Genomic DNA, 23450 nt, shown 5'->3' with positions numbered 1-23450 from the left:
CGGGGCGGCCTCCCGGGCCGAGCGCCTGTCTGGCAGACAGGCGCTAGTAGCGGGTGACGGCGGTGGTCCCGCTCGCCGTCCCGATGGCGATGTGGGGGCGCTTCGCCGGGTCGGCCCAGGTGAGGATCGTCCGCATCGCGCCCTTCGGCACGGACACGCAACCGGCCGTCGCCCCATGCCCTTCGACATGCAGGAAGATGCCCGCGCCACGTCCCCGCACGGGGCGCTCGTAGTTGAAGCCGATGACGAGCGCGTGCGCGTACCGCTCGCCGTAGGTGATCAGGCGCTCGGACTCCGAGGCCCGGCAGTCGGCCGCGCGGGGCTCGGTCCAGCGGTTGTAGGAGCGGGAGTCGTTGTCCTGGCACCACCAGGAGTCCCGGTGCACCCGGCGGTACGTGTACGCCGTCCCGCGCGGCGCCGCCTTGATGCCGAAGGCGTACGGCAGGCCGTACAGACCCGTGGGTGTCGTGTTCGTGCCCTGCTTGCGGGACGCGCCCTCGACCAGCCCGTTCGCTCCGAAACGCGCGGGTGCGGAACCCGCCTTCGCCCACCGCCCGTCCCGGAGGTCCCACCAGGTGACCGTGCCCGTCGTCGAGGCCGTCCCCGGGGCCACCGCGGTGATCAGCTGAGTGCCGCCGCCGGTGTCCGTCATCCGGGCCGGCAGCGCAGAGGAGGGGGCGGGCGGCCCGGCGCCGAGCACGACGAGGGAGGAGACGGCGAGGGCGGCGGCACCGGGGCGCATGCCTCAGACCGTAGAGGGCGGCAGCGGCAACGGCAGCCCGGGTAGTCCGTCCAGGCTGGTCGCGATGTGCTCCTTCTTGGTGAAGTAGGCGCTGAGCGAGGCGTCGTCCTCACGGGCGAAACGCTTGCCGTGCAGGTCGCGGTCCGCCTCGTACGCCATGAAGGGCACGGCGTAGCCGCAGGTGTCGCGGACGAGTTCGGCCGTGACGACGATGATCGCGCGCAGCCCGTGCTGCCCCGGGTCGATGTCCGGGAAGTGGCCGAGCAGTTCCCCGAAACGGGGGTCGTCTCGGAAGACCGGCTCCCCGCGGCCGTGCACCCGGACGATGTTCGGCGGGCCCTGGAAGGCGCACCACATCAGGGTGATCCGTCCGTTCTCCCGCAGATGGGCGATGGTCTCGGCGTTGGAGCCGGCGAAGTCCAGGTAGGCGACGGTGTGGTCGTCGAGCACCACGAAGGAGCCCTTGAGGCCCTTGGGGGAGAGGTTGACCGTGCCGTAGACGGACAGGGGAGCGGTGGCGGTGAAGAAGACCGGCTGCGCCTCGATGAACGAGCGGAGCCGGCCGTCTATGCGCTCATGAGTTTTTCCCATGTCCACCGATTGTGGGCGCAGGTCTTTCGGCTGTCTAAGGAATTGCGGTGATCCGGTCACCTCTGCCGGATCACCGCGTGCGGGCGCTACGCCCGTGGCCGCCCCGGCCGGCGCGAACTCGGGGCGGCCACAGCGCCTGTCACCTCACTTGGTGAGTGTGCAGGCGGCCAGGGAGTCCAGACCGGCCGGCTTCTCGGCCGTGCGGCCGATGGCCGTGGCGATGCGGTTGACGGTGGAGATCCGCTTGTCCTCCAGCGGGCCGAGGATGGCGTTCTGGACGAAGTTCGGTCCGCCCTGGCCGATGGTGTCGACGAGGCGCTTGTTGGCCTCCGCGACCTGCGTGTCCAGCAGCGCCAGGTTGCGGTCGACCTCGGCCTGGGCGGAGGCCGGGATCGCCGGGAGCTGGGAAGCGACGTCCGGGCAGCTGATCGTGCCGGCACCTGCGTTGCCCGCCTCGCCCGCCCCCGCGTCCTCGCCGGCACCCGCCCCCGCGTCCTCGCCGGCGCCCGCACCGGCCTCCGCGCCCGCGCCTGCCTCGGCACCGGCGCCGGCCTCGGCACCGCCACCGGCCTCGGCACCCGCGCCGGCCTCCTCGCCGGCGCCCGCCTCGCCACCCGCCGCCTCGCCCGCTCCGGCGCCGCCGTCGGCGTTGAGCTGGCAGGCGGCGAAGGCCTCCAGCCCCTCCGGCTTCTCGGCGGCACGCCCGATGGCGGTCTCGATGCGGTTCAGGGCGGCGACGCGCTTGTCCTCCAGCGGGCCGAGGATGGCGTTCTGGACGAAGTTGGGTCCGCCCTGGCCGACGGTGTCGACGAGGCGCTTGTTGGCCTCCTCGATCTGGGTGTTGAGCTGGGCGAGGTTGCGGTCGACCTCCGCCTGTGCCGAGGCCGGGATGTCCGGCAGCTGGCCGGTGACGTCCGGGCACGTGATGGTGCCGGGACCCGCCAGCGTCCGGGCGTTCGTCCCGCCGCTGTCGGGCGTCTCCCCGGCGAGGGCGAAGCCGGCGATCACCGTGCCGGACAGCGCCACCGCGGCGGCGCCGCCGATGAAGCCGACGCGACGCTTGTTGTACTTCGGAAGAGCCCTGGACATGCGGATGCCTCACTAGGGGTCGGGGGTGTCGTCGGTGTCAAACGCGGCGCCTGCGTTCGGCGAGAGGTACGAGTAAGCGGTTTCGCGCGTTCAAAGGATCTTCAAAGTCATCTCGGCATGGCCGGAATCAGGCCCTCGATCCGAGGCGCATTGACGAATCATGCGGAGGTCTGCATAATCATGCAGGTCAGTGATCGCAGTATGAGGGGAAGAACCCGTGACCGAGCGCGTCGTACTCGCCTACTCCGGCGGTCTTGACACCTCTGTCGCCATCGGCTGGATCGCCGAGGAGACGGGCGCCGAGGTCATCGCGGTCGCGGTGGACGTCGGCCAGGGCGGCGAGGACCTGGACGTCATCCGCAAGCGCGCCCTCGCGTGCGGCGCGGTGGAGGCCGAAGTGGCCGACGCCAGGGACGAGTTCGCCGAGGAGTGCTGCCTCCCGGCGATCAAGGCCAACGCCCTCTACATGGACCGCTACCCGCTGGTCTCCGCGCTGTCCCGGCCGGCGATCGTCAAGCACCTCGTCGCCGCCGCCCGGAAGCACGGCGCCACGACCGTCGCACACGGCTGCACCGGCAAGGGCAACGACCAGGTCCGCTTCGAGGCGGGCATCGCCGCCCTCGCCCCCGACCTGAAGTGCATCGCCCCGGTCCGCGACTACGCCATGACCCGCGACAAGGCCATCGCCTTCTGCGAGGACAAGGGCCTGCCGATCGCGACCACCAAGAAGTCGCCGTACTCCATCGACCAGAACGTCTTCGGCCGCGCCGTCGAGACCGGCTTCCTCGAGGACATCTGGAACGCGCCGATCGAGGACATCTACGAGTACACGCAGAACCCGGCCACCCCGCGCGAGCCCGACGAGGTGATCATCGCCTTCAAGGAGGGCGCCCCGGTCGCCGTCGACGGCAGGCCCGTCACGGTCCTCCAGGCCGTCCAGCAGCTCAACGAGCGCGCCGGAGCCCAGGGCATCGGCCGGATCGACATGGTCGAGGACCGCCTCGTCGGCATCAAGTCGCGTGAGGTCTACGAGGCTCCGGGCGCGATCGCCCTGATCACCGCCCACCAGGAGCTGGAGAACGTCACCGTCGAGCGCGAACTCGCCCGCTACAAGCGGGGCGTCGAGCAGCGCTGGAGCGAGCTGGTCTACGACGGCCTGTGGTTCTCCCCGCTCAAGCGCGCCCTCGACGGCTTCGTCGACGAGGCCAACCAGCACGTCACCGGCGACATCCGCATGACCCTGCACGGCGGCCGCGCGGTCGTCACCGGCCGGCGCTCCGAGCAGTCGCTGTACGACTTCAACCTCGCGACCTACGACACGGGCGACACCTTCGACCAGTCCGCCGCCAAGGGCTTCATCGACATCTACAGCCTGTCGTCGAAGATCGCGGCGCAGCGCCACCTGCGGGCGTAGCCCGACGGGAACCCGGCGTGGGCATATAAAGGTCCGCGTCACATCCATACCTCTCTAGGAGCAACGCAAGTGAGCAGCAACAGCGGTGACGTACGGCTCTGGGGCGGCCGTTTCGCCGACGGTCCCGCCGAGGCCCTGGCCAAGCTGTCCGCGTCCGTCCACTTCGACTGGCGGCTCGCGCCGTACGACATCGCCGGTTCGCGTGCGCACGCGCGCGTGCTCCACAAGGCGGGCCTGCTCACCGAGGACGAGCTGACCCGGATGATCGCCGGGCTCGACCAGCTGGAGGCGGATGTCGCCGACGGCTCCTTCGTGGGCACCATCGCCGACGAGGACGTGCACACCGCCCTGGAGCGCGGCCTGCTGGAGCGGCTCGGCCCCGACCTCGGCGGCAAGCTGCGCGCGGGCCGCTCCCGCAACGACCAGGTCGCGACCCTGTTCCGGATGTACCTGCGCGACCACGCCCGCGTCGTCGGCGGTCTGATCGCCGAGCTCCAGGACGCGCTGATCGGCCTCGCGGAGGCCCACCCGGACGTGGCGATGCCCGGCCGCACGCACCTCCAGCACGCCCAGCCGGTCCTCTTTGCGCACCACGTCCTCGCCCACGTCCAGTCCCTGTCCCGGGACGCCGAGCGGCTGCGCCAGTGGGACGCGCGCACGGCGGTCTCGCCCTACGGCTCGGGCGCGCTGGCGGGCTCCTCCCTGGGCCTGGACCCGGAGGCGGTCGCGAAGGACCTCGGCTTCGAGCACGGCAGCTCCGGCAACTCCATCGACGGCACGGCGTCGCGGGACTTCGTCGCCGAGTTCGCGTTCATCACGGCGATGATCGGCGTCAACCTCTCCCGGATCGCCGAGGAGGTCATCCTCTGGAACACGAAGGAGTTCTCCTTCGTGACCCTGCACGACGCGTTCTCCACCGGCTCGTCGATCATGCCGCAGAAGAAGAACCCGGACATCGCCGAGCTGGCGCGCGGCAAGTCCGGCCGCCTGATCGGCAACCTGACGGGCCTGCTGGCCACGCTCAAGGCCCTCCCGCTCGCGTACAACCGCGACCTCCAGGAGGACAAGGAGCCGGTCTTCGACTCCATCGACCAGCTGGAGATCCTGCTGCCGGCCTTCACCGGCATGATGGCCACGCTCACGGTCCACCGCGAGCGCATGGCGGAACTGGCCCCCGCAGGCTTCTCCCTCGCCACGGACATCGCCGAGTGGCTGGTCAAGCAGGGCGTACCGTTCCGCGTGGCCCACGAGGTGGCAGGCGAGTGCGTGAAGGTCGCCGAGGCGGAGGGCAAGGAACTGGACGAGCTGACGGACGAGCAGTTCGCGAAGATCTCGTCCCACCTGACTCCCGAGGTCCGCACGGTCCTGAACGTCCCGGGCGCCCTGGCTTCCCGCAACGGCCGGGGCGGCACGGCCCCGAGCGCGGTGGCGGTGCAGCTGGCCGAGGTGAAGGCGGACGTGGCTGCGCAGCACGAATGGGCCGTGGCCAAGAAGAAGGGCTGAGGGGAACAGACTGGGGGCGCGGGGAACTGCGCGACAAGCCCGGCACCACCCGCACTCGCCACAACACGGCAAGACCCGAGCTCTGAGGCGAAGGTCATCGCGGGGTTACGTTGGTCATCAGCAGCCGACCGAACGGAGCCCGCGATGCCCTTCGCCCGCCTGGCCAATGCAACAACACCCACCTGTCACATCGGCCTCGGCCTCGCCGCCGTCGGACGCCCCGGCTACATCAACCTCGGCCGGGACGAAGACCTCGGAGAAGACCGCAGCGTCGACACGCTGCGCACCCGTACCCACGAACTCCTCGACGCCGCCTACGCCCAAGGCGTCCGCTACTTCGACGCCGCCCGCTCCTACGGCCGCTCGGAGGAGTTCCTCGCCGACTGGCTCAAGGCGAGGCCCGGCCTGGACGACATCGTCGTCGGCAGCAAGTGGGGCTACACCTACACCGCCGACTGGTCCACCGACGCCGAGACGCACGAGGTCAAGGACCACGCCCTCGCCACCTACGAACGGCAGCGCGCCGAGAGCGACGCCCTGCTCGGTGACCGGCTCGACCTCTACCAGATCCACTCGGTGACCCCGGACAGCCCGGCCCTCACCGACAAGGAACTGCACGCGAGGCTCGCGGAAGCCGCCGCCCAGGGGCTCACCATCGGCTTCTCCACCAGCGGTCCCGCCCAAGCGGACGCGATCCGCGCCGCCCTCGCCGTGACGGTCGACGGCGAACCCCTCTTCCGTACCGTCCAGTCGACGTACAACGCGCTGGAGACCTCCGCCGCGCCCGCCCTCGCCGAGGCCCACGACGCCGGGCTCACCGTGATCGTCAAGGAGGGCATGGCCAACGGCCGGCTCGCCGGGCCGCACGCGCCGGACGTCCTGAAGGAGATCGCCGAGGAGACCGGGCTGGGCTGCGACGCCGTCGCCCTGGCGGTGATCCTGCGGCAGCCCTGGGCCGGCGTCGTCCTCTCCGGCGCGGCCACCACCGTCCAGCTCGCTTCCAACCTGCACGCGGCGGTCGTCGACCTCGACGACGACCAGCTGACCCGCCTCGCCGCGCTGGCCGAGGAACCGCAGGCGTACTGGGAGCGGCGCGGGCAGCTGCCCTGGCACTGATCACCACCTCTCCGTGAACCGGCAGCCGTGAGGCACGCATGCCCAGCATGAGACATACATGTCTCATATGGAGTATGGTCGTCTCATGGCTGTCGATCCTGACCACGTGCTGCGCACCGCCGCGGCCCTGCTGACCCACAAAGCCACCGCGACCATGGACGAGGTCGCGAAGGCCGCCGGGATCAGCCGCGCCACGCTGCACCGCCACTTTGCCGGGCGTGACGCCCTCGTCCGCGCGCTGGAGTCGCTGGGTATCGCGGAGTGCGAGGCCGCGCTGGACGCCGCCCGGCTCGACGAGGGCACGGCGAGCGAGGCCGTACGCCGACTGGTCGGGGCCATGGGGCCCGCCGCCGGACTGCTCGGGTTCCTCTACACCGAGAACCAGCTGTTCGAGGGCGAGGAGCAGAACGCGGGCTGGACCCTGATCGACGACCGGATCTCCGCCGTGTTCCGGCGCGGCCAGCTCAGCGGCGAGTTCCGCATCGACCTCACACCGGCCTGGCTCACCGAGGCGCTCTACGGCCTGCTGGCCTCCGGCGCCTGGATGGTGCAGAGCGGCAAGGGCGCCCCCAAGGACTTCCAGTACATGATCGTCGAGCTGCTGCTCGGCGGCGCACTACGGAGAGAGGAATCATGACCAGCACCCTGCAGCCGGCTGAGACGGCCGAGGCGGTGAAGCGCCCGGGCCGCTGGCTCGCGCTCGGCGTCCTGGTGCTCGCCGTGCTGCTGGTGGCCGTCGACGCGACCGTCCTCGGTCTCGCGACCCCCTACATCAGTGAGGACCTGAAGCCCTCCGGCACGCAGCTGTTGTGGATCGGCGACGTCTACTCGTTCGTCATCGCCGGTCTGCTCGTCTCCATGGGCAGCCTCGGCGACCGTATCGGCCGCAAGCGGATCCTGCTGGTCGGTGCCACGGCGTTCGGCGCGATATCCGTGTTCAACGCCTACGCCACGACACCGGAGATGCTGATCGTGGCGCGGGCGCTGCTCGGCGTCGCCGGCGCGACCCTGATGCCGGCCACGCTCGCCCTGATCCGCAACCTTTTCCACGACCCGCGCGAACGAAGTCTCGCCGTCGGCATCTGGGGCGCCACCGCCTCCGCGGGCACGGCCGTCGGCCCGATCGTCGGCGGGTTCCTGCTGGAGCACTTCTGGTGGGGCTCGGTCTTCCTGATCAACCTGCCCGTGATGGTCGTCCTGGTCCTCGTCGGCATCAAGCTGCTGCCCGAGTCGCGCACCGCGAACCCCGGCCCCTGGGACCTGGTCAGCGTCGTGCTGTCGCTGGTCGGCATGGTCGGCGTCGTGTACGCGATCAAGGAGGCCGCCACGCACGGCTTCGCGTGGGGCACCCTGGCCGGGGGTCTGCTGGGCGCGGCCGCCCTCTACGGGTTCGTACGCCGCCAGCTCACGCTCCCGGTCCCGCTGCTGGACATGCGGCTGTTCCGCAACCGCGGCTTCAGCGGGGCGGTGCTGGCCGACCTGCTGACCATCCTCGGTCTGTCCGGGCTGGTGTTCTTCCTCTCCCAGTACCTGCAACTCGTCCAGGGCAGGCGCCCGTTCGAGGCAGGTCTGGCGGAACTGCCCGCCGCGATCGGCGCGGTGGTGGCCGGCCTGGTCGCGGGGCGGGCGGCCCGGCGCTTCTCGGTGCGGGCCGTCGTCTCCGGGGGGCTCGCGGCGATCGGCCTCGCCCTGGCCGCGCTCACGGTGATCGGCCAGTCCACCGGTTACCCGCTGCTCGGGGCCGCGCTGCTGGTGGTCGGCGTCGGAGCCGGCTTCTCGTTCACCGTGACCGCCGACGTGATCCTCTCCAGTGTGCCCAAGGAGCAGGCGGGTTCGGCGTCCGCCGTGTCCGAGACAGCGTACGAACTCGGCGCGGCCCTCGGCATCGCCGTGCTCGGCTCCATCGTGACCGGCGTCTACCGCGACTTCACCGGACCGGCGGGCACACCGGCCGCGGCCCACGAGTCGCTGGGCGGCGCTGTGGAGGCGGCCGCGAGCATGCCCGCGCACACGTCCGCGGTGATGCTGGACGCGGCCCGCACGTCCTTCGTCGACGGCCTGGCTCTCGCGGCCGGCGTGGGAGCGGCGGTCCTGCTGGCGGCGGCGGTGGCGGCGTGGTTCCTGCTGCGGGGGCAGCGGCTGGAGAGCGGGGTGGAACACCCATAGCCCCCACGCGCGGCTCGGGCGCGCCTGAGGGGTGCGGCCGGTGCTGTCCACCGCCCCCTGCTGACACACCCTCAGGGGCGCGGGGGAACCGCGCGACAAGCCCCCCGCACCCGCGCCAGAAAACTACGCGGCTTCCTTCGCCTTACTCGCGTACATGTCCACATACTCCTGCCCGGACAACCGCATGACCTCGCTCATCACGGAGTCCGTCACAGCCCGCAGCACATACCGATCGCGGTCCATCCCCTCGTACCGGGAGAACTCCATCGCCTCACCGAACCGGACCGTGACCTTCCCCGGCCGCGGCAGCCCCGCCCCACCCGGCTGAAGCCTGTCCGTACCGATCATCGCGAACGGCACCACCGGCGCCCCCGTCATGAGCGTGAGCCGGGCGATCCCGGTGCGCCCCCGGTACAGCCGCCCGTCGGGCGACCGCGTGCCCTCCGGGTAGATGCCGAAGACCCTGCCCTCCTCCAGCACCCGGCGCCCGGTCATCAGCGCGGCGACTCCGCCCCGGCCACCGTCACGGTCGACGGGGATCATGCCGACGCCGGTGAAGAACCAGGCCATCAGCCGGCCCTTGAAGCCCTTCCCGGTGACGTACTCGTCCTTGCCGATGAAGAACACCTGACGGTCGCAGACCAGCGGCAGGATCATCGAGTCGATGAAGGTCAGGTGGTTGCCGGCCAGGATGACCGGACCGTCGCCGGGAATGTGCTCCGCACCTTCCACCTGAGGGCGGAACATAAGGCGCATGATCGGGCCGAGCACTGCCTTGATGAGCGCGAAGCGGGACAACGGGCCCTCCGTGTCAGGGATGCTGTATGAGTCTGTGCAGGTGAGGACGATACTCGCGGCCCCGGGGGTCGCGCACATCGGGCACGGCGACTTAACCGAGGTCTTACGCACTGTTGACGCGTGTTTACCTGTGGTGACGCGTCGTGGACGGTGCGTGACTCGGCCGCCACATGTGACGGACGTCGCTCCCCGGGCGTATCGGACGCGTTCCCAGAACCGCCGGGCCGAATCGCCGGGACGCGACGAACTGGACGATCCGTCGACGAGCCGTCAGTTGGCCGCCCCGACCAGCCACTACGACATCCGGCGTCACCCACGTGTTCCGCCCTGAGTCTCCCACCCGTCATGTACGCGCCCGTACGATCGGCCCGCACTGACGATCCGGCGGCAGGAAGGGCGCTCATGGGAACGCAGAGGTCGAACGAGCAAACGAGCGGGACCGGACGGCGGGCCCTGCTCGGCGCGGCGGTCCTCGGCGCCGGGGGAGCGGTCCTCGGCGTGACCGGCACGGCGAGAGCCGAAAGCGCCCGGCACGGCGGGCTGGAGAACCTGCCCAAGCCGACGATCGTCGGCCACCGCGGGGCCAGCGGCTACCGCCCGGAGCACACCTTCGGCTCGTACCAGCTGGCCCTCGACATGGGCGCCGACATCGTCGAGGCGGGCGACCTGGTACCGACGAAGGACGGCCACCTCGTCTGCCGTCACGAGCCGGAGATCGGCGGCACCACGGACGTCGCCGACCACCCCGAGTTCGCCGACCGCAAGAAGACCAAGCTCCTCGACGGCGTCTCCACCACCGGCTGGTTCACCGAGGACTTCACGCTCGCCGAGCTGAAGACCCTGCGGGCGATCGAGCGCATCCCGGCCAACCGCCCGCACAACACCCTCTACAACGGCCGCTGGCAGATCCCCACCTTCGAAGAGGTCCTGAAGTGGCAGGACGAGCAGACCCGCAAGCGCGGCAAGCAGGTGTGGATCTACCCCGAGCTCAAGCACCCCACCTACTTCCGCAAGCAGGGCCTCCCGCTGGAGGAGCGGGTCGCCAAGCTGCTGCGCAAATACCGCAAGGACCGGCGGACCTCCCCGGTCGTCCTGCAGTCCTTCGAGCCGACCAGCATCCAGCGCCTGAACAAGCTCGTCGACAACCCCCTGGCCGTCCTGCTGTCCTCGGCGGACACCCGCCCCTGGGACTTCGTGGAGACAGGCGACCCGCGCACGGTCGCCGACCTGGTCAAGCCGGCCGGCCTGCGGGAGATCGCCTCCTACGCCCAGGGCATCGGCCCGACCCTCGACCTGATCATCCCGCGCGACGCCAGGGGCAACCTCACGCAGCCCACGACGCTCGTCGCGGACGCGCACAAGGTGGGCCTGATCCTGCACCCGTGGACGCTGCGCAACGAGAACCCCTTCCTGCCCGCGAACTTCCGCAAGGGCACGGACGCGGACGCCTACGGTGACGTCTTCGGCGCGTACAAGGCGTATTTCGCGACCGGTATCGACGGCGTCTTCACCGACCAGCCCGACACGGGCCTGCTGGCCCGCGCGGACTTCGCCGGCAACTGAGCGTCAACATGTGAGCTCACACCCCCCGGTCGAGTGAGCTTCGGCGGCCCGGGCAACCCGCAGCCCGGGCGGCCGCGTCGCTCCGCATATGACGCACGACCTGGTCACCGCCCTGCGCCCGCTGCTCACTGCCGAGGCCTCCGCGGAGGCATATGCTGCCGGAGCCGAGCCGGGCGACCTGGAGCAGGCGGTCTGGCTCCGTCTGCTGGAGCGCCTCGACGCCGAGGGCCCGCCGCTCGACCCGCAGGAATGGCTCCGCCGGGCCGTCCGTTCGGAAGCGCGCCGCGCCCGCCGTACGGGCCGCCTCGAACTGCCGTACGCCGTCGAACCGGTCGACGACGGAGACCGCGACCCCGAGCAGCTCGCCCTCGCCGCGGCCCGTGGCCGTGCCCTGCGCGCCGCCGTGCGCCGCCTCCCGGGCCGCTGCCCCCGGCTGATGGAGGCCCTGCTCTCTCCGGAGGACCTGACATACCGGGAAATCGCAGGGGAGTTGGGTATCTCACAGGGCAGTCTTGGCCCGGAACGTTCCAGATGCCTGGGATGTCTTCGCAGATTACTCACGCCGGAGGTTGCGGCGCGCTGAGGGCGGGGATAGGAGTGAGGAACGACAGGTGATCAGATGAGCGGGAGGCGTGCGCACATGGGCATGAGCGTGACCATCTCTGCGGCGACCGAGCAGGACGCGGAGCAGATCTTCAGGCTGCAATACCTGTGCTTCCAGTCGGAGGCGGCGCTGTACGGCAACTACCGCATCGACCCGCTCGTCCAAACCCTCGACTCGGTCCGCGAGGAGGTCGCCCGGGACTGCGTCTTCGTGGCCCGGCTCGGCGACGAGGTCGTCGGCTCGGTCGTCGGCTCGGTCACCGAGGACGGCGCCGCCGCGATCGGCAAGCTCTGCGTCCATCCCCGCCTCCAGGGTCACGGCATCGGCGCCCGCCTCCTCCGAGCGGCCGAATCGGCCCTCGCCGACCAGCACGGCGCCACCCGCTTCCGCCTCCACACCGGCCACCGCAGCGAGGGCAACCTCCGCCTCTACCGCAAGGTGGGCTACGAAACCGTCGGCACGTCCCAGGGCGCGGACGGCGTACCGATGATCGTCCTGGAGAAGCCGGCCAGCACTTACGCAGCGACGGCTTGAATCTCGCCCCTAGGGGCGCGGGGCTGTATCGATGTGCGGCTCCGCCGCGTGGGCGCGAGCGACCACACATGGCCCGCGGCCGCCTGATCACCTCAGGCGGCATCCTCCTGCCGCGCACGCGACTTCCGCAGCCAGTAGATCGCCGATACCGGCAACAGAACCGGGATGAACACATAGCCCATCCCGAAGTCCGACCACACGGTCGCGTCGGGAAACGCCGACGGCTCGATCAACGTCCACGTCCCGACCGTCAGCACACCCACCAACTCGGCGACACAGCACGCCAGCGCAGCCTTGCGCGCCGTCTCCCCGCCGCGCACCAGCGAGTACGTGATGAACCCGTAGACCACACCCGCGACGGCCGACAGTGAGTAGGCGAGCGGCGCCCGGTCGAACTCCGTCGCGATCTGGTACGCGGACCGCGACACCGCGCCCACCACCATCACGCCGTACAGCCACACCAGCAGCGTGCCGGGCCCACTGGTCAGCCGCCGCCGGCTCACCTCAGCCTCCCCAGATGTCATAGAGCCGCACCTCCAGCACAGCCAGCACCACACCGCCGGCGGCGACCGTCACCGAACCCCACCGGGTGCGCTCCGCCAGCGACATGAACCCCGCCGCCGGGACACAGGCGAACGCCCCGAGCAGATACGCCACGAAGATCGTCGTGCCCTGCTCCGGCTTCTCGCCCCGCGCCAGCAGCACGATCCCCACCACCAGCTGGACCAGCGTCAGCAGCGTGACCACGGCCATCCCGATGAAGTGCCAGTCCTTCGTCGGCTGGTCACGGTAGGCGGCCCAGCCGCACCAGGCGGCGAGCAGCAGCGCGGCGACGCCGGTCACCAGCGTCAGGGCATCAAGCATGCTGCGACCTTATTACGGCCGAAAAGGCCCGATGCTTCCGGCCCTGGCCGGCACCGTAGGGTCGAGGGCATGAAGATCCACGCGCATGCCCTGTTGTTCGACAACGACGGAACCCTGGTCTCCTCCCTCGCCTCCGTGGACCGCTGCTGGACGCGCTGGGCCACGGAGTACGGGATCACGGCCGAGGAGTTCGCCCGGGTCGAGCTGCACGGCCGGCCGGCCGCCGAGATAGCCGCCGACCTGCTGCCCGCCGACGCGGTGCCGGAGGCCGTCGCGCGGATCGAGGACCTGGAGGTGGAGGACGTACCCAACGGCGGTGTGCACCTGCTGCCGGGGACCCGCGCCTTCCTCGACGCTCTGCCCGCCGAGCGCTGGGCCGTCGTCACCTCCGCCACCCGGCGGCTGGCCGAGGCCCGGCTCGACGCCGTCGGCATCCTGCCCAAGACGCTCGTCGCCGCGGACGACGTCACCCGCGGCAAGCCCGACCCCGAGCCCTACCTGCTGGCCGCCCGCACCCTCGGCGTCGACCCCGCCCGGTGCGTCGTCTTCGAAGACGCCCCCGCGGGCCTGACGGCAGGCCGCGCCGCCGGTATGACCACCGTGGTGTTGACCACAACCCACCGGGCCGACGAGCTCAAGGCCGACCTGGTGGTCGAGAACCTGTCGGCCCTGTCCGCACTGGTCACCGAGCAGGGTGTGGAGATCTCCCTGCGCGACTGACGGAAACCCGGCCCTGTCCACCACTGTCCAGCATCCGGACGGCGGCGGCCGGTCAGAGCCGTACGCGTGTTTTACTGACGACATGACCACGACGAGCGACCGCATCCCCGCGACCGAGGCGACCATGACGCCCGGTGCTCGTTGTATGTGTCGAATGTGCGCCTTCTAGAGGGCCCCTGCACCACCCCCTGAGCTCGCGCCCCGAAGCGAGACCGCGGCATGTCCGCACGCCCTGAGCCGTGCGTGACGCCAAGCCGCCCGCGCACATGTTCTCCCCGGTTCCACGCCCCAGCGAGAACCGTGTCGCGTCCCTGAACGAATGCACCTGTGCCCGGGCACACCCACGCCCGCGCACTCGACAGTGACGGAAACCCACGTGATCACCACAACGGACCTGACCAAGGTCTACCGTTCGCGCGGCCGCGAGGTCACCGCCCTGGACGGCGTCGACCTGCACGTCCGCGAAGGCGAGGTGTACGGCGTCATCGGCCAGTCCGGCGCCGGCAAGTCCTCGCTCATCCGCTGCGTCAACCTCCTTGAACGCCCCACCTCCGGCACCGTGACGGTCGCCGGACAGGACCTCACCGCCCTGGCCGGCCGCGGCCCGCGCGCCGGAAAGGAACTGCGGCAGGCGCGCAGCCGGATCGGCATGGTCTTCCAGCACTTCAACCTGCTGTCCTCCCGGACCGTCCAGGACAACGTCGAACTGCCGCTGGAGATCCTCGGCAAGTCCGGCCAGGAACGCTCCCGCAAGGCGCTGGAGCTGCTCGATCTGGTCGGCCTCTCCGACAAGGCCAAGGCATACCCCGCCCAGCTCTCCGGCGGCCAGAAGCAGCGCGTCGGCATCGCCCGTGCGCTGGCCGGCGACCCCAAGGTGCTGCTGTCCGACGAGGCCACCAGCGCCCTCGACCCGGAGACCACCCGCGCGATCCTGGCGCTGCTGCGCGACCTGAACCGCCAGTTGGGCCTGACCGTCCTGCTCATCACACACGAGATGGACGTCGTGAAGTCGGTCTGCGATTCGGCCGCGCTCATGGAGAACGGGCGCATCGCCGAGTCGGGCACGGTCAGCGAACTCCTGGCCACGCCCGGGTCGGAGCTGGCCGCCGCGCTGTTCCCGCTCGACGGCGAGGCCTCCGGCGAGGACCGCACCGTCGTCGACGTCACCTTCCAGGGCGAGAGCGCGACCCAGCCCGTCATCTCACAGCTCGCCCGCACCTACAACATCGACATATCGATCCTCGGTGCCGCCATCGACACCGTCGGCGGCCTCCAGGTCGGCCGGATGCGCATCGAACTGCCCGGCCGCTACGAGGACAACGTCGTGCCGATCGGCTTCCTGCGCGAAAAGGGCCTCCAGATCGATGTCCCGGGCCACGAGTCCGTGCTGGTGAAGGAAGGTGCCAAGTGAGCTGGTCCGAGATGCAGCCCCTGCTGGAGCAGGCGTGTTGGGACACGCTCTACATGGTCGGCTGGTCCACGCTCATCGCCGTCGTCGGCGGACTGCCGCTCGGGGTCCTGCTGGTCCTGACCGACCGCGGCGGCCTGCTCCAGAACCTCGTCACCAACAAGGTCATCGGGCAGATCGTGAACATCGCCCGCTCCCTGCCGTTCATCATCCTGATGGTCGCGCTGATGACCTTCACCCGCTGGATCACCGGCACCACCATCGGCCGCGAGGCCGCCATCGTGCCGCTCGCCATCGGCGCCATCCCCTTCTTCGCGCGCCTGGTCGAGACGGCCGTCCGCGAAGTGGACCACGGGCTCGTCGAGGCCGTGCAGGCCATGGGCGGCAACACCTGGACCGTCGTCCGCAAGGTCCTCGTCCCCGAGTCGCTACCGTCGCTGATCTCCAGCACCACCACCACGATCGTCGCCCTCATCGGCTACTCGGCGATGGCGGGCACCGTCGGCGCCGGCGGCCTCGGCGACATCGCCATCCGCTACGGCTACCAGCGCTTCGAGACCCAGCTGATGTGGATCACCGTCGCGATCCTCGCCGTCGTCATCTCGGTCATCCAGTTCGCCGGCGACTACGCGGCCCGCTCCCTGCACCGTCGCGGCGCCCACTCGGGCCCCGCACCGAAACTGCGGCTGCTCAAAGCCGCCTCCTGAACCGCCCCGTACACCCACAACGGGGTCGCACCACTCGCAAGGCCATAAGGAAAGGCACTTTTCGTGCGTAACACCGCCAAGACCACCACCGCCGTTCTCGCCGCCGGAGCCCTCACCCTCGGGCTCAGCGCCTGCGGGGCGGGCGGCTCCGGCTCCGACGGACCCCTGATCGTCGCCGCGAGCCCCGTCCCGCACGCCGAGATCCTCAACTACGTCAAGGACAACCTGGCGAAGAAGGAGGGCCTCGACCTCCAGGTCAAGGAGTTCACCGACTACGTCACGCCGAACACGGCGACGCAGGACGGCTCCGTGGGCGCCAACTACTTCCAGAACAAGCCGTACCTCGACGACTTCAACAAGAAGAACGGCACCGACATCGTGCCCGTCGTCACGGTCCACCTGGAGCCGCTCGGCCTCTACTCCCACAAGGTCAAGAAGGCCGACGACCTGAAGAGCGGTGCGACCGTCGCCATCCCCAACGACACGGTCAACGAGGCCCGCGCCCTCAAGCTCCTCGCCGCCGACGGGCTCATCACCCTCAAGGCGGGCGTCGGCAACGAGGCGACCCCCGCCGACATCGCCAAGAACCCAAAGAACCTCAAGTTCAAGGAGCTGGAGGCGGCCCAGACGCCGCGCTCCCTCGACGACGTGGACGCCGCCGTCGTCAACGGCAACTACGCCATCGAGTCCGACCTCAAGCCGTCGAAGGACGCCCTCGTCCTGGAGTCCCCGAAGAACAACCCGTACGGCAACTTCCTTGCCGTGAAGAAGGGTGAGGAGAACGACCCGCGCGTGAAGAAGCTCGCGAAGCTCCTCACCTCGCCCGAGGTGAAGAAGTTCATCCAGGACAAGTACGCCGGCTCCGTGCTCGCCTCCTTCTGAGCCCACGCCCGGCACCCCTCACGCACGGGGTCCCCCCCTCACCCGGTGGGGAGGGCCCCGTGGTGCGGATCAGTGCTTTCATGCTGCATGCTGGGCAGTTCAGCAGGCCCTGAAGGTTCACCGAAGGTAACGGAGCGGCGCATGACGAGCACCTTTCCCAACGTCTCCATCAGCACGGAGCGGTTGGTCCTGCGCCCCCTCGAGGAGCCGGACATCCAGTCGTTCGCCGACATGATGAACGACGAGCTCGTCACCGCCTGGACCACCGTCCCGCAGCCCTACACCGAGGCCCACGCCCGCTCCTGGATCACCGAACAGGCCCCCGCCGAACGGGCCGAGGGACGCGGCATCGTCTTCGCCGTCACCGAGTTCCTCACCCAGCGCCTCGTCGGCATCGTCCACCTCCGCAACACCGACTGGCGGATCCGCTCCAGCGAGATCTCCTACGTCATCGCCCCCTGGGCCCGTGGCGAGGGCTACGCCTCCGAGGCGGCGCTCATCACCGCGCAGTGGCTCTTCAACGACCAGAAGTTCGAGCGCCTCGAACTGCGCACCCCGGCCGACAACACCGCCTCCCAGCAGGTGGCCCAGAAGATCGGCTGCATCAGCGAGGGAGTGCTGCGCGGCGCCTGGATAGCCCGGGCACGGACGGACGACGGCGAGTGGACCGAGGTACGCACCGACCTGATCGTCTGGAGCCTGCTCCCCGAGGACCTCGAAGGCGTGGGCGACCAGCTGCCCGGCGGCTTCACGTCCTTCGGCGACTGGAACTGACTGCGGCGACCGGAACGGACACCGCGCGCGACGTCGCCGCCCCCTCCGCCGGCTGCACCGGGTACTCTCACGGAGCCCGCCTGCGGGCCGCTCATCACACGACACACAGACGACCTGCGAAAACCCCTGGAGACTGACGACGATGGCCGACCGGGTCACGGTGATCGGCTGGGACGGTTCGCCGCTGACCGCCGCGGCACGCGCCGCCCTGGGTGCCGCCACGCTCGTGGCGGGTGCAGCCCACCACCTGGCGCTCCCCGAGGTACCCGCCGGCGCCGAGCGCATCCGCCTCGGCAGCGTCGCCCTCGCCGCCCGCCGCATCGCCGGCCACCGCGGCACGGCCGTCGTGCTCGCCGACGGCGACCCCGGTTTCTTCGGCGTCGTACGTACCCTGCGCGCCCCCGAGTTCGGCCTCGAAGTAGAGGTCGTCCCCGCGGTCTCCTCGGTCGCGGCCGCCTTCGCCCGCGCCGGCATGCCCTGGGACGACGCACAGGTGGTCGTGGCACACCGCCGCACCCTGCGCCGCGCGGTGAACGTATGCCGCGCCCACACCAAGGTGGCAGTCCTCACCTCACCTGGCGCCGGCCCCGCCGAACTCGGCCTGCTCCTCGAAGGAGTCCACCGCTCCTTCGTCATCTGCGAGGAACTCGGCACCGCACACGAGCGGGTCAGCGTCGTCACCTCCGACAAGGCCGCCGACCACACCTGGCGCGACCCCAACGTCGTCATCGTCCTCGGTGGCCCGGCCGGACCCGGCACCGCGGGGGAGACCGGCGGCTGGATCGCCGGCCGCGACCCGTCCGCCGGGCCGCGCGGCTGGGCCCTGCCCGCCGAGGCGTACGGCGGTTACCTCGGTGAAGGCGAGACCCAGCTGCTGCGCGCCTCCCAACTCGCCCGTCTCGGACCGCGTATCGGCGACCTCGTGTGGGACATCGGCTGCGGCAGCGGCGCCTTCGCCATCGAGGCCGCGCGCGCCGGCGCCGCCGTCATCGCCGTCGACAGCGACCGGGCGGCCTGCGCCCGCCTCGACGCGGCCGCCCGCCGCCTCGGCGTCCAGCTCCAGGTCGTGCACGGCGCCGCCCCGCACGTCCTGGAGGACCTCCCCGAACCCGATGTCGTCCGCGTCGGCGGCGGGGGAGCGGCCGTCGTCTCGGCCGTCGCCGACCGCCGCCCGCAGCGCATCGTCGCGCACGCCGCCACCCGGGACGCCGCCGAACTCATCGGCCGGGACCTGACGGAGCACGGATACGGCGTCGAGTGCGCCCTGCTCCAGTCCGTCGAACTCGACACCCGGGCCTGGACGGAGAAGGAACGGAGCGTCGCGTTCCTGCTCAGCGGGGTGCAGCCCCGGCGCAGCGCCTGATCCCGCCGCGTCCCCGAGATCGGGTTGTCGTACTGCGCGCGGTAGGCTGGCCGATCGCTGCACCGCACGCGGACGTCCGGCAGATCGTCGGTCAATGTCCGGAAAGCCCGCCCGTTTTGGGGTGAGTGTGGTACGGCAGAACCGGAGGACGCGCAACGTGGCGCAGTCCACAGCGGAACCGTCGCGGATCAACGTGCCGTGACGGTGGTTCGGCCGCAACAATGCCAGTGAGTGGCTTTGTCGCCTTTTCCGGGCGGGCCGTTCGTGCCGCTGGGGACGCACGCTCGTTCTTCACTGTGGGGCGGTCGGTGCGCCGTTCCGGGTGAGCTGGTCGTAGGAGCACTAACCGATGGGCGAGGGGTACGCATGACCGACACCGGCCAGGTCCCGGGCGAGGGACTGCCGGAGAGCGCAGGCATGGTGGAACAGCCGGGCGCCCCCGCGCACGGTGCGTACGCCTACCTCTCCGAGAACACCGCCGAGGACGAAGACCTGCTGTTGCCGGGCTCCCATGGGGCCTGGGGCAACGAGGTCGCCCCGCCCGCGCCGGAGCCGGTCGTCGAGGCCGTGCACCAGCCGGGCCCGCACGAGCTCTCCGGCCGTGACAGCGGCTCGGTCGACCTCGGCGGCGTCCGCCTGCCCGACCCTCCGCCGATCCCGCCCATCACCCCGCGCCGGCCGCTGCACCTCGGCCCGCCCCTCCCCGACAGCTCCGCCAGCCCGGTCCGCTCACTCGCCGACCGCGGCCCCGCGGAAGCGCCGGCACGGCAGCCGGCAGCGCCGGTGCCGGGCCCCGAGTACCTCGACGTCCCGCGCGCCCAGGAGGCGCCCGCGCCGGCGGCCGCGCCCTGGGGCGCGCAGGTTCCGCCCCAGGCCCAGGTGAGCGCCGGGGCGGCGCCTGCGGAAACGGTTGTTCCGCCAACAGAGCCGACGGGCACGGCCCAGGCCGTCGCAACCCACGTCGCCCCGGAGCCGGCCCCGGCAGCGACGGCGGCCCCCGCCGGTTCCGAGCAGGTCGCCTACGCCGAGCAGCCCGCGCAGAGCACGGCGGCGCAGGGCGGGTCCGCGCAGGGGGTGTATGCGGAGCAGCCCGCGCAGAGTGCGGTGGCGGCGGGCGAGCCCGTCGGCGACCAGGTGGCTACCGGTGAGCCGGAGCAGGCCGTGCCCGCGCAGAGCGAGAGCGTGGGGGTCGCGGGTGAGCCGGCTGATGTGGGCGTGGGCCCGGATGGTGAGCAGGTGGCCGCAGCCGAGCCCGCGCAGGGCGCGGCAGTTGAGGGCGACCCGGCTGCCGTGGGCACCGGCCCCGCCGCTGACCATGTGTCCGCCGCCGAGCCGGAGCAGGGCGCTTCCGTGCAGGACCCGGGCGTGGGGAGTGACCCCGCCGGCGTGGCCGTCGATCCGGACGCCGGCCAGGTGACTCCCGCCGAGGCCGCGGCCGTGTCCGCTTCGGGACCGGTTCCGGGGGAGACCCCGGGGCCGGTCGTGGACGGTTCGGGTCAGGACGGTGAGCCGGCGCTTGCCGATGGTTCTCCCGAGGCGCCCGGGCCGGGTGCCGCAGGCCCATCCGCCGATGGTGGTGAGCAGGCCCCGGCGGTTGCCGCGGAGCAGGACGTGGCGTCCGCTCCTGTCCCGGAGGCCGCACCGGCGCCCGAGGCGGTCCCGTTCCCGGAGGCCGCCGCCGCGCCCGAGCAGGCTGTCGTAGCTCCGCCCGAGACGGACGCAGTGGAGACCGTCGCCGCCCAAGCGCCGGACGCGGTGGGCCCCGACGCTGCCGCACAGGCGCCGACAGCGGAGGTTGTCCCCGAGGCTGCCGCACAGGACGCGCCCGCGACCGAGTCCGTCGCGCAGGAGCCGGAGACCAGTAGCGACGAGGCCGCCGCGCAAGCGCAAGCCGCTGAGCCGATCGCACAGGCTCCCGAGGCAACCGACGCCGAGACAGCCGCCCAGGAACCCGAGATGACGGCACCGCAGACCGCCACTGCCGCCCCCGAAGAGCCTGCCCCCGTCACGCCCGCCCCGGCCACCGACACGGCCGCCCCGGAAACCGACGCTCCGTCCGCCGAGGCGCCCGCCCCCGTCGACGCGCCCGCCCCCGTGGCGCCCGCCGACGCACCGGAGACGACCGCACCGCCCCAGCCCCCTGCCGCAACGGCGCCTCCTCAGCCAACCGAGACGGCCACACCCGACTCCGGAGCCGAGGTCCCCGCACCTGCCCAGGCGGCGGCCCCCGGCACGACCGCCGAGGCAGCGGTACCGGCGGCAGCGGTACCGGCCCAGGCCTCCGAGGCAGCGGTACCGGCCCAGGCCTCCGAGGCAGCGGCGCCCGACCCCACAGCCGAGGCAGCGGCGCCCGCACCCGAGCCGGTGGCCGCCACGCCCGAGACGGCTGAGGCCACCCCCACCCCCGCGGCACCGGAAGCCCCCCAGGTCTCCGAGGCCCCGCAGCCCCCGGAGAGCAGCCCGGCATCCGCCGAGGACGTCACCGTCGTACTCCCCGGCCCGGCCCCGGACGAGCAGCCCGGACAGCATGTCCAGGGCCCGCAGCAGTCCCAGGCCGCCGTCCCCCAGCCGGCACAGCCCGAGGCGGAACCCGTGGTCATCGTCCCCGCACCCCGCGAAGGCGAAGCCGAACTCACACAGAACGCCGACGACCTGGACACCCGGGGCGCCGAACAGGAAGACCCGGCGGACCAGGAACGCCACGAAGCAGGGAGCGCGGCCGCAGTGGCAGAAGCACGACAGTCCACCGGCCCCGCCGCCCCCGGCTACGACCCCGCCGAGCGCGAGGCCGTACTGAAGGTCATGCGCGAACGCCGTGACATCCGCAACGGTTTCCGCAGCGACCCCATCCCGCACGAGGTGCTGCTCCGCGTCCTGGAGGCCGCCCACCACGCGCCCTCCGTCGGCCACTCGCAGCCCTGGGACTTCGTCGTCATCCGCTCCGCCGACACCCGGCGCGCGATGCACGAACTGGCCATGCGCCAGCGCGACGCCTACGCGAAATCCCTCCCCAAGGGCCGGGCCAAACAGTTCAAGGAACTGAAGATCGAGGCCATCCTCGACACCCCGGTGAACATCGTCGTCACCGCCGACCCGACCCGCGGCGGCCGCCACACCCTCGGCCGTCACACCCAGCCCCAGATGGCCCCGTACTCGGCCGCCCTGGCCGTGGAGAACCTCTGGCTCGCCGCCCGCGCCGAAGGCCTCGGCGTCGGCTGGGTCAGCTTCTTCGACGAGCGCGAGATGGTCCGCGCCCTCGGCCTGCCCGAGCACCTAGAGGTCATCGCCTACCTGTGCGTCGGTTACGTCGACGAATTCCCGGACGAGCCCGAACTTCTGCAGGCGGGCTGGTCCAAGCGCCGCCCGCTGTCCTGGGTCGTGCACGAGGAGACGTACGGCCGCCGCGCCCTGCCCGGAGAGGAACCGCACGACCTGCTTGCCGAGACCGTCGCGCAGATCCGCCCGCTCGACGCCAAGGCGCTCGGCGAGGCGTGGGAGCGCCAGAAGCGTATGACCAAGCCGGCCGGTGCGCTGGGCATGCTGGAGATCATCTCCGCGCAGCTGTCCGGTCTTTCCCGCCAGTGCCCGCCGCCCATCCCGGAGCCCGCGGCCGTCGCCATCTTCGCCGGCGACCACGGCGTGCACGCGCAGGGCGTCACCCCGTGGCCTCAGGAGGTCACGGCCCAGATGGTGGCCAATTTCCTCGGCGGCGGCGCCGTCTGCAACGCCTTCGCCACCCAGGTGGGCGCCGAGGTGTGCATCGTGGACGTGGGCGTCGCCGCCGATCTCCCGGCCACTCCGGGTCTGCTGCCGCGCAAGGTCCGGGCCGGTACGTCCGACATGACCACCGGCCCCGCCATGACCCGCGAGGAGGCCAAGCAGGCCATCGAGGTCGGCATCGAGACCGCCCGCGACCTGGTCGCCGCCGGCAACAAGGCACTCCTCACCGGCGAGATGGGCATCGCGAACACGACCGCGTCCGCCGCCCTCATCTCCGTCTTCACGGGTGCGGACCCGGCCGAGGTCACGGGCCGGGGCACCGGCATCAACGACGAGACCCTCGCCCGCAAAACCGAGGTCGTCCGCCGCGCCCTCGAACTCCACCAGCCGGACCCGGCCGACCCGGTCGGCGCCCTCGCCGCGATCGGCGGCTTCGAACATGCCGCCATCGTCGGCCTCCTCCTCGGCGGCGCGTCCCTGCGCACGCCGGTCATTCTGGACGGCGTCAGCGCCGGCGCCGCCGCCCTGGTGGCCCGCGCGATCGCCCCGGAGGTCCTGGCGGCCTGCATCGCCGGCCACCGCAGCGCCGAGCCCGGCCACGTGGCCGCCCTGAACAAGCTCGGCCTGCGCCCCCTGGTCGACCTCGACCTCCGCCTGGGCGAGGGTACGGGCGCCCTCCTGGCCCTCCCTCTGGTCCAGAGCACGGCCAGAGCGATGCACGAGGTGGCGACGTTCGATTCGGCTGGGGTGACTGAGAAGTAGTGCAAGGGCGGGGCCCAGGGGACTGCATCCCCGAACTCCCGCCCATGAGCCGGTGACTCGCAGGCGTCGTGGTCCGTGGGCAGTCGTTCCGCACGGCGGAACGGGTGGGCACGGACCCACGTACCCGCAC

21 protein-coding genes are annotated in these 23450 nt (G+C 71.5%); 15 read left to right on the top strand and 6 right to left on the bottom strand.

All coding sequences use genetic code 11. The features are described 5' to 3' along the window. Positions 1-43: 43 nt before the first annotated feature. The 3 genes from ACZ6TU_RS20700 to ACZ6TU_RS20690 form a co-directional block, all read right to left on the bottom strand. Positions 44-742: a L,D-transpeptidase family protein gene (locus ACZ6TU_RS20700; protein ID WP_469550122.1), complete on the bottom strand. Its 699-nt coding sequence runs from the start codon at positions 740-742 to the stop codon at positions 44-46. A 3-nt stretch (positions 743-745) separates the two neighbouring features. Then, a complete protein-coding gene (locus tag ACZ6TU_RS20695; RefSeq protein ID WP_467675515.1) occupies positions 746-1333 on the bottom strand; it encodes a pyridoxamine 5'-phosphate oxidase family protein in 588 nt (195 codons plus the stop codon). A 144-nt stretch (positions 1334-1477) separates the two neighbouring features. Further along, entirely contained in the window at positions 1478-2422 is a 945-nt protein-coding gene (locus ACZ6TU_RS20690) for a hypothetical protein (RefSeq protein ID WP_469550120.1), read from the bottom strand. 217 nt (positions 2423-2639) lie between these two features. On the opposite strand from ACZ6TU_RS20690, the gene ACZ6TU_RS20685 reads away from it, so the two are divergent. The 5 genes from ACZ6TU_RS20685 to ACZ6TU_RS20665 all read left to right on the top strand — a co-directional run bounded on the left by ACZ6TU_RS20685 (position 2640) and on the right by ACZ6TU_RS20665 (position 8621). Beyond that, positions 2640-3836: an argininosuccinate synthase gene (locus ACZ6TU_RS20685; protein WP_469550118.1), complete on the top strand. Its 1197-nt coding sequence runs from the start codon at positions 2640-2642 to the stop codon at positions 3834-3836. A 69-nt stretch (positions 3837-3905) separates the two neighbouring features. After that, positions 3906-5339, top strand: a complete 1434-nt coding sequence (gene argH, locus ACZ6TU_RS20680; protein ID WP_467675509.1) for an argininosuccinate lyase — start codon at positions 3906-3908, stop codon at positions 5337-5339. A gap of 144 nt (positions 5340-5483) precedes the next feature. Further along, positions 5484-6455, top strand: a complete 972-nt coding sequence (locus ACZ6TU_RS20675) for an aldo/keto reductase (protein WP_467675507.1) — start codon at positions 5484-5486, stop codon at positions 6453-6455. Positions 6456-6540: 85 nt separating this feature from the next. Further along, the gene (locus ACZ6TU_RS20670) at positions 6541-7092 is read left to right on the top strand and encodes a TetR/AcrR family transcriptional regulator (protein ID WP_467675505.1); all 552 of its coding nucleotides are present in this window, start codon (positions 6541-6543) and stop codon (positions 7090-7092) included. After that, on the top strand, positions 7089-8621 hold the full coding sequence (locus ACZ6TU_RS20665) for an MFS transporter (RefSeq protein WP_467675503.1): 1533 nt from the start codon (positions 7089-7091) through the stop codon (positions 8619-8621). Before ACZ6TU_RS20670 ends, ACZ6TU_RS20665 begins: the two co-directional genes overlap by 4 nt. A 123-nt stretch (positions 8622-8744) precedes the next feature. On the opposite strand, the gene ACZ6TU_RS20660 is transcribed toward ACZ6TU_RS20665, so the two are convergent. Next, the gene (locus ACZ6TU_RS20660; protein WP_059422858.1) at positions 8745-9419 is read right to left on the bottom strand and encodes a lysophospholipid acyltransferase family protein; all 675 of its coding nucleotides are present in this window, start codon (positions 9417-9419) and stop codon (positions 8745-8747) included. Positions 9420-9821: 402 nt separating this feature from the next. Between ACZ6TU_RS20660 and ACZ6TU_RS20655 the strand changes: the two genes are divergently transcribed. From ACZ6TU_RS20655 to ACZ6TU_RS20645, 3 genes are all read left to right on the top strand, one after another. Beyond that, positions 9822-10982 (top strand): glycerophosphodiester phosphodiesterase, encoded by a 1161-nt coding sequence (locus tag ACZ6TU_RS20655; RefSeq protein WP_467675501.1) that lies wholly within the window; start codon positions 9822-9824, stop codon positions 10980-10982. 88 nt (positions 10983-11070) lie between these two features. Next, a complete protein-coding gene (locus ACZ6TU_RS20650; protein WP_469550111.1) occupies positions 11071-11565 on the top strand; it encodes an RNA polymerase sigma factor in 495 nt (164 codons plus the stop codon). Between the two features lie 57 nt (positions 11566-11622). Beyond that, a complete protein-coding gene (locus ACZ6TU_RS20645; RefSeq protein ID WP_467675902.1) occupies positions 11623-12120 on the top strand; it encodes a GNAT family N-acetyltransferase in 498 nt (165 codons plus the stop codon). Between the two features lie 92 nt (positions 12121-12212). Here the strand turns inward: ACZ6TU_RS20645 and ACZ6TU_RS20640 are convergent, their stop codons facing one another. Both ACZ6TU_RS20640 and ACZ6TU_RS20635 read right to left on the bottom strand, forming a co-directional pair. Beyond that, on the bottom strand, positions 12213-12644 hold the full coding sequence (locus ACZ6TU_RS20640; RefSeq protein ID WP_467675498.1) for a hypothetical protein: 432 nt from the start codon (positions 12642-12644) through the stop codon (positions 12213-12215). Further along, the gene (locus tag ACZ6TU_RS20635) at positions 12625-12984 is read right to left on the bottom strand and encodes a hypothetical protein (protein ID WP_114250993.1); all 360 of its coding nucleotides are present in this window, start codon (positions 12982-12984) and stop codon (positions 12625-12627) included. Before ACZ6TU_RS20635 ends, ACZ6TU_RS20640 begins: the two co-directional genes overlap by 20 nt. Positions 12985-13053: 69 nt before the next feature. Here ACZ6TU_RS20635 and ACZ6TU_RS20630 point away from each other — a divergent pair, with 69 nt between their 5' ends. From ACZ6TU_RS20630 to cobT, 7 genes are all read left to right on the top strand, one after another. Next, positions 13054-13704, top strand: a complete 651-nt coding sequence (locus ACZ6TU_RS20630) for an HAD family hydrolase (protein ID WP_469550106.1) — start codon at positions 13054-13056, stop codon at positions 13702-13704. 376 nt (positions 13705-14080) lie between these two features. After that, positions 14081-15115 carry a methionine ABC transporter ATP-binding protein gene (locus ACZ6TU_RS20625; RefSeq protein ID WP_467675494.1) on the top strand — a complete coding sequence of 345 codons (1035 nt, stop codon included), beginning with the start codon at positions 14081-14083 and terminating at the stop codon, positions 15113-15115. After that, on the top strand, positions 15112-15819 hold the full coding sequence (locus ACZ6TU_RS20620) for a methionine ABC transporter permease (RefSeq protein WP_467675492.1): 708 nt from the start codon (positions 15112-15114) through the stop codon (positions 15817-15819). The genes ACZ6TU_RS20625 and ACZ6TU_RS20620 overlap by 4 nt, the downstream gene beginning before the upstream one ends. A 63-nt stretch (positions 15820-15882) precedes the next feature. Beyond that, a complete protein-coding gene (locus ACZ6TU_RS20615) occupies positions 15883-16701 on the top strand; it encodes a MetQ/NlpA family ABC transporter substrate-binding protein (protein WP_467675490.1) in 819 nt (272 codons plus the stop codon). A gap of 141 nt (positions 16702-16842) precedes the next feature. Next, positions 16843-17475 (top strand): GNAT family N-acetyltransferase, encoded by a 633-nt coding sequence (locus tag ACZ6TU_RS20610; protein WP_467675488.1) that lies wholly within the window; start codon positions 16843-16845, stop codon positions 17473-17475. A gap of 142 nt (positions 17476-17617) precedes the next feature. Further along, positions 17618-18838, top strand: a complete 1221-nt coding sequence (gene cbiE, locus ACZ6TU_RS20605) for a precorrin-6y C5,15-methyltransferase (decarboxylating) subunit CbiE (RefSeq protein ID WP_467675486.1) — start codon at positions 17618-17620, stop codon at positions 18836-18838. 366 nt (positions 18839-19204) lie between these two features. Continuing rightward, a complete protein-coding gene (gene cobT, locus ACZ6TU_RS20600) occupies positions 19205-23320 on the top strand; it encodes a nicotinate-nucleotide--dimethylbenzimidazole phosphoribosyltransferase (protein ID WP_469550100.1) in 4116 nt (1371 codons plus the stop codon). The last annotated feature ends 130 nt before the right edge of the window (positions 23321-23450 follow it).

It is taken from the genome of Streptomyces sp. NPDC052064 (genome assembly GCF_055585925.1).
Note: the sequence above shows the minus strand (reverse complement) of the source record. Positions and strands in the feature narration are given on the sequence as shown.

Excerpts from the sequence above, each read along its gene's own strand:
- cbiE (WP_467675486.1), top strand. The coding sequence starts at position 17,618 with ATGGCCGACCGGGTCACGGTGATCGGCTGGGACGGTTCGCCGCTGACC.
- ACZ6TU_RS20695 (WP_467675515.1), bottom strand. The coding sequence starts at position 1,333 with ATGGGAAAAACTCATGAGCGCATAGACGGCCGGCTCCGCTCGTTCATC.
- ACZ6TU_RS20630 (WP_469550106.1), top strand. The coding sequence starts at position 13,054 with ATGAAGATCCACGCGCATGCCCTGTTGTTCGACAACGACGGAACCCTG.
- ACZ6TU_RS20650 (WP_469550111.1), top strand. The coding sequence starts at position 11,071 with ATGACGCACGACCTGGTCACCGCCCTGCGCCCGCTGCTCACTGCCGAG.
- ACZ6TU_RS20655 (WP_467675501.1), top strand. The coding sequence starts at position 9,822 with ATGGGAACGCAGAGGTCGAACGAGCAAACGAGCGGGACCGGACGGCGG.
- ACZ6TU_RS20690 (WP_469550120.1), bottom strand. The coding sequence starts at position 2,422 with ATGTCCAGGGCTCTTCCGAAGTACAACAAGCGTCGCGTCGGCTTCATC.
- ACZ6TU_RS20645 (WP_467675902.1), top strand. The coding sequence starts at position 11,623 with ATGGGCATGAGCGTGACCATCTCTGCGGCGACCGAGCAGGACGCGGAG.
- ACZ6TU_RS20675 (WP_467675507.1), top strand. The coding sequence starts at position 5,484 with ATGCCCTTCGCCCGCCTGGCCAATGCAACAACACCCACCTGTCACATC.
- ACZ6TU_RS20670 (WP_467675505.1), top strand. The coding sequence starts at position 6,541 with ATGGCTGTCGATCCTGACCACGTGCTGCGCACCGCCGCGGCCCTGCTG.
- ACZ6TU_RS20640 (WP_467675498.1), bottom strand. The coding sequence starts at position 12,644 with ATGACATCTGGGGAGGCTGAGGTGAGCCGGCGGCGGCTGACCAGTGGG.
- cobT (WP_469550100.1), top strand. The coding sequence starts at position 19,205 with ATGACCGACACCGGCCAGGTCCCGGGCGAGGGACTGCCGGAGAGCGCA.
- ACZ6TU_RS20700 (WP_469550122.1), bottom strand. The coding sequence starts at position 742 with ATGCGCCCCGGTGCCGCCGCCCTCGCCGTCTCCTCCCTCGTCGTGCTC.
- ACZ6TU_RS20665 (WP_467675503.1), top strand. The coding sequence starts at position 7,089 with ATGACCAGCACCCTGCAGCCGGCTGAGACGGCCGAGGCGGTGAAGCGC.
- ACZ6TU_RS20610 (WP_467675488.1), top strand. The coding sequence starts at position 16,843 with ATGACGAGCACCTTTCCCAACGTCTCCATCAGCACGGAGCGGTTGGTC.
- ACZ6TU_RS20635 (WP_114250993.1), bottom strand. The coding sequence starts at position 12,984 with ATGCTTGATGCCCTGACGCTGGTGACCGGCGTCGCCGCGCTGCTGCTC.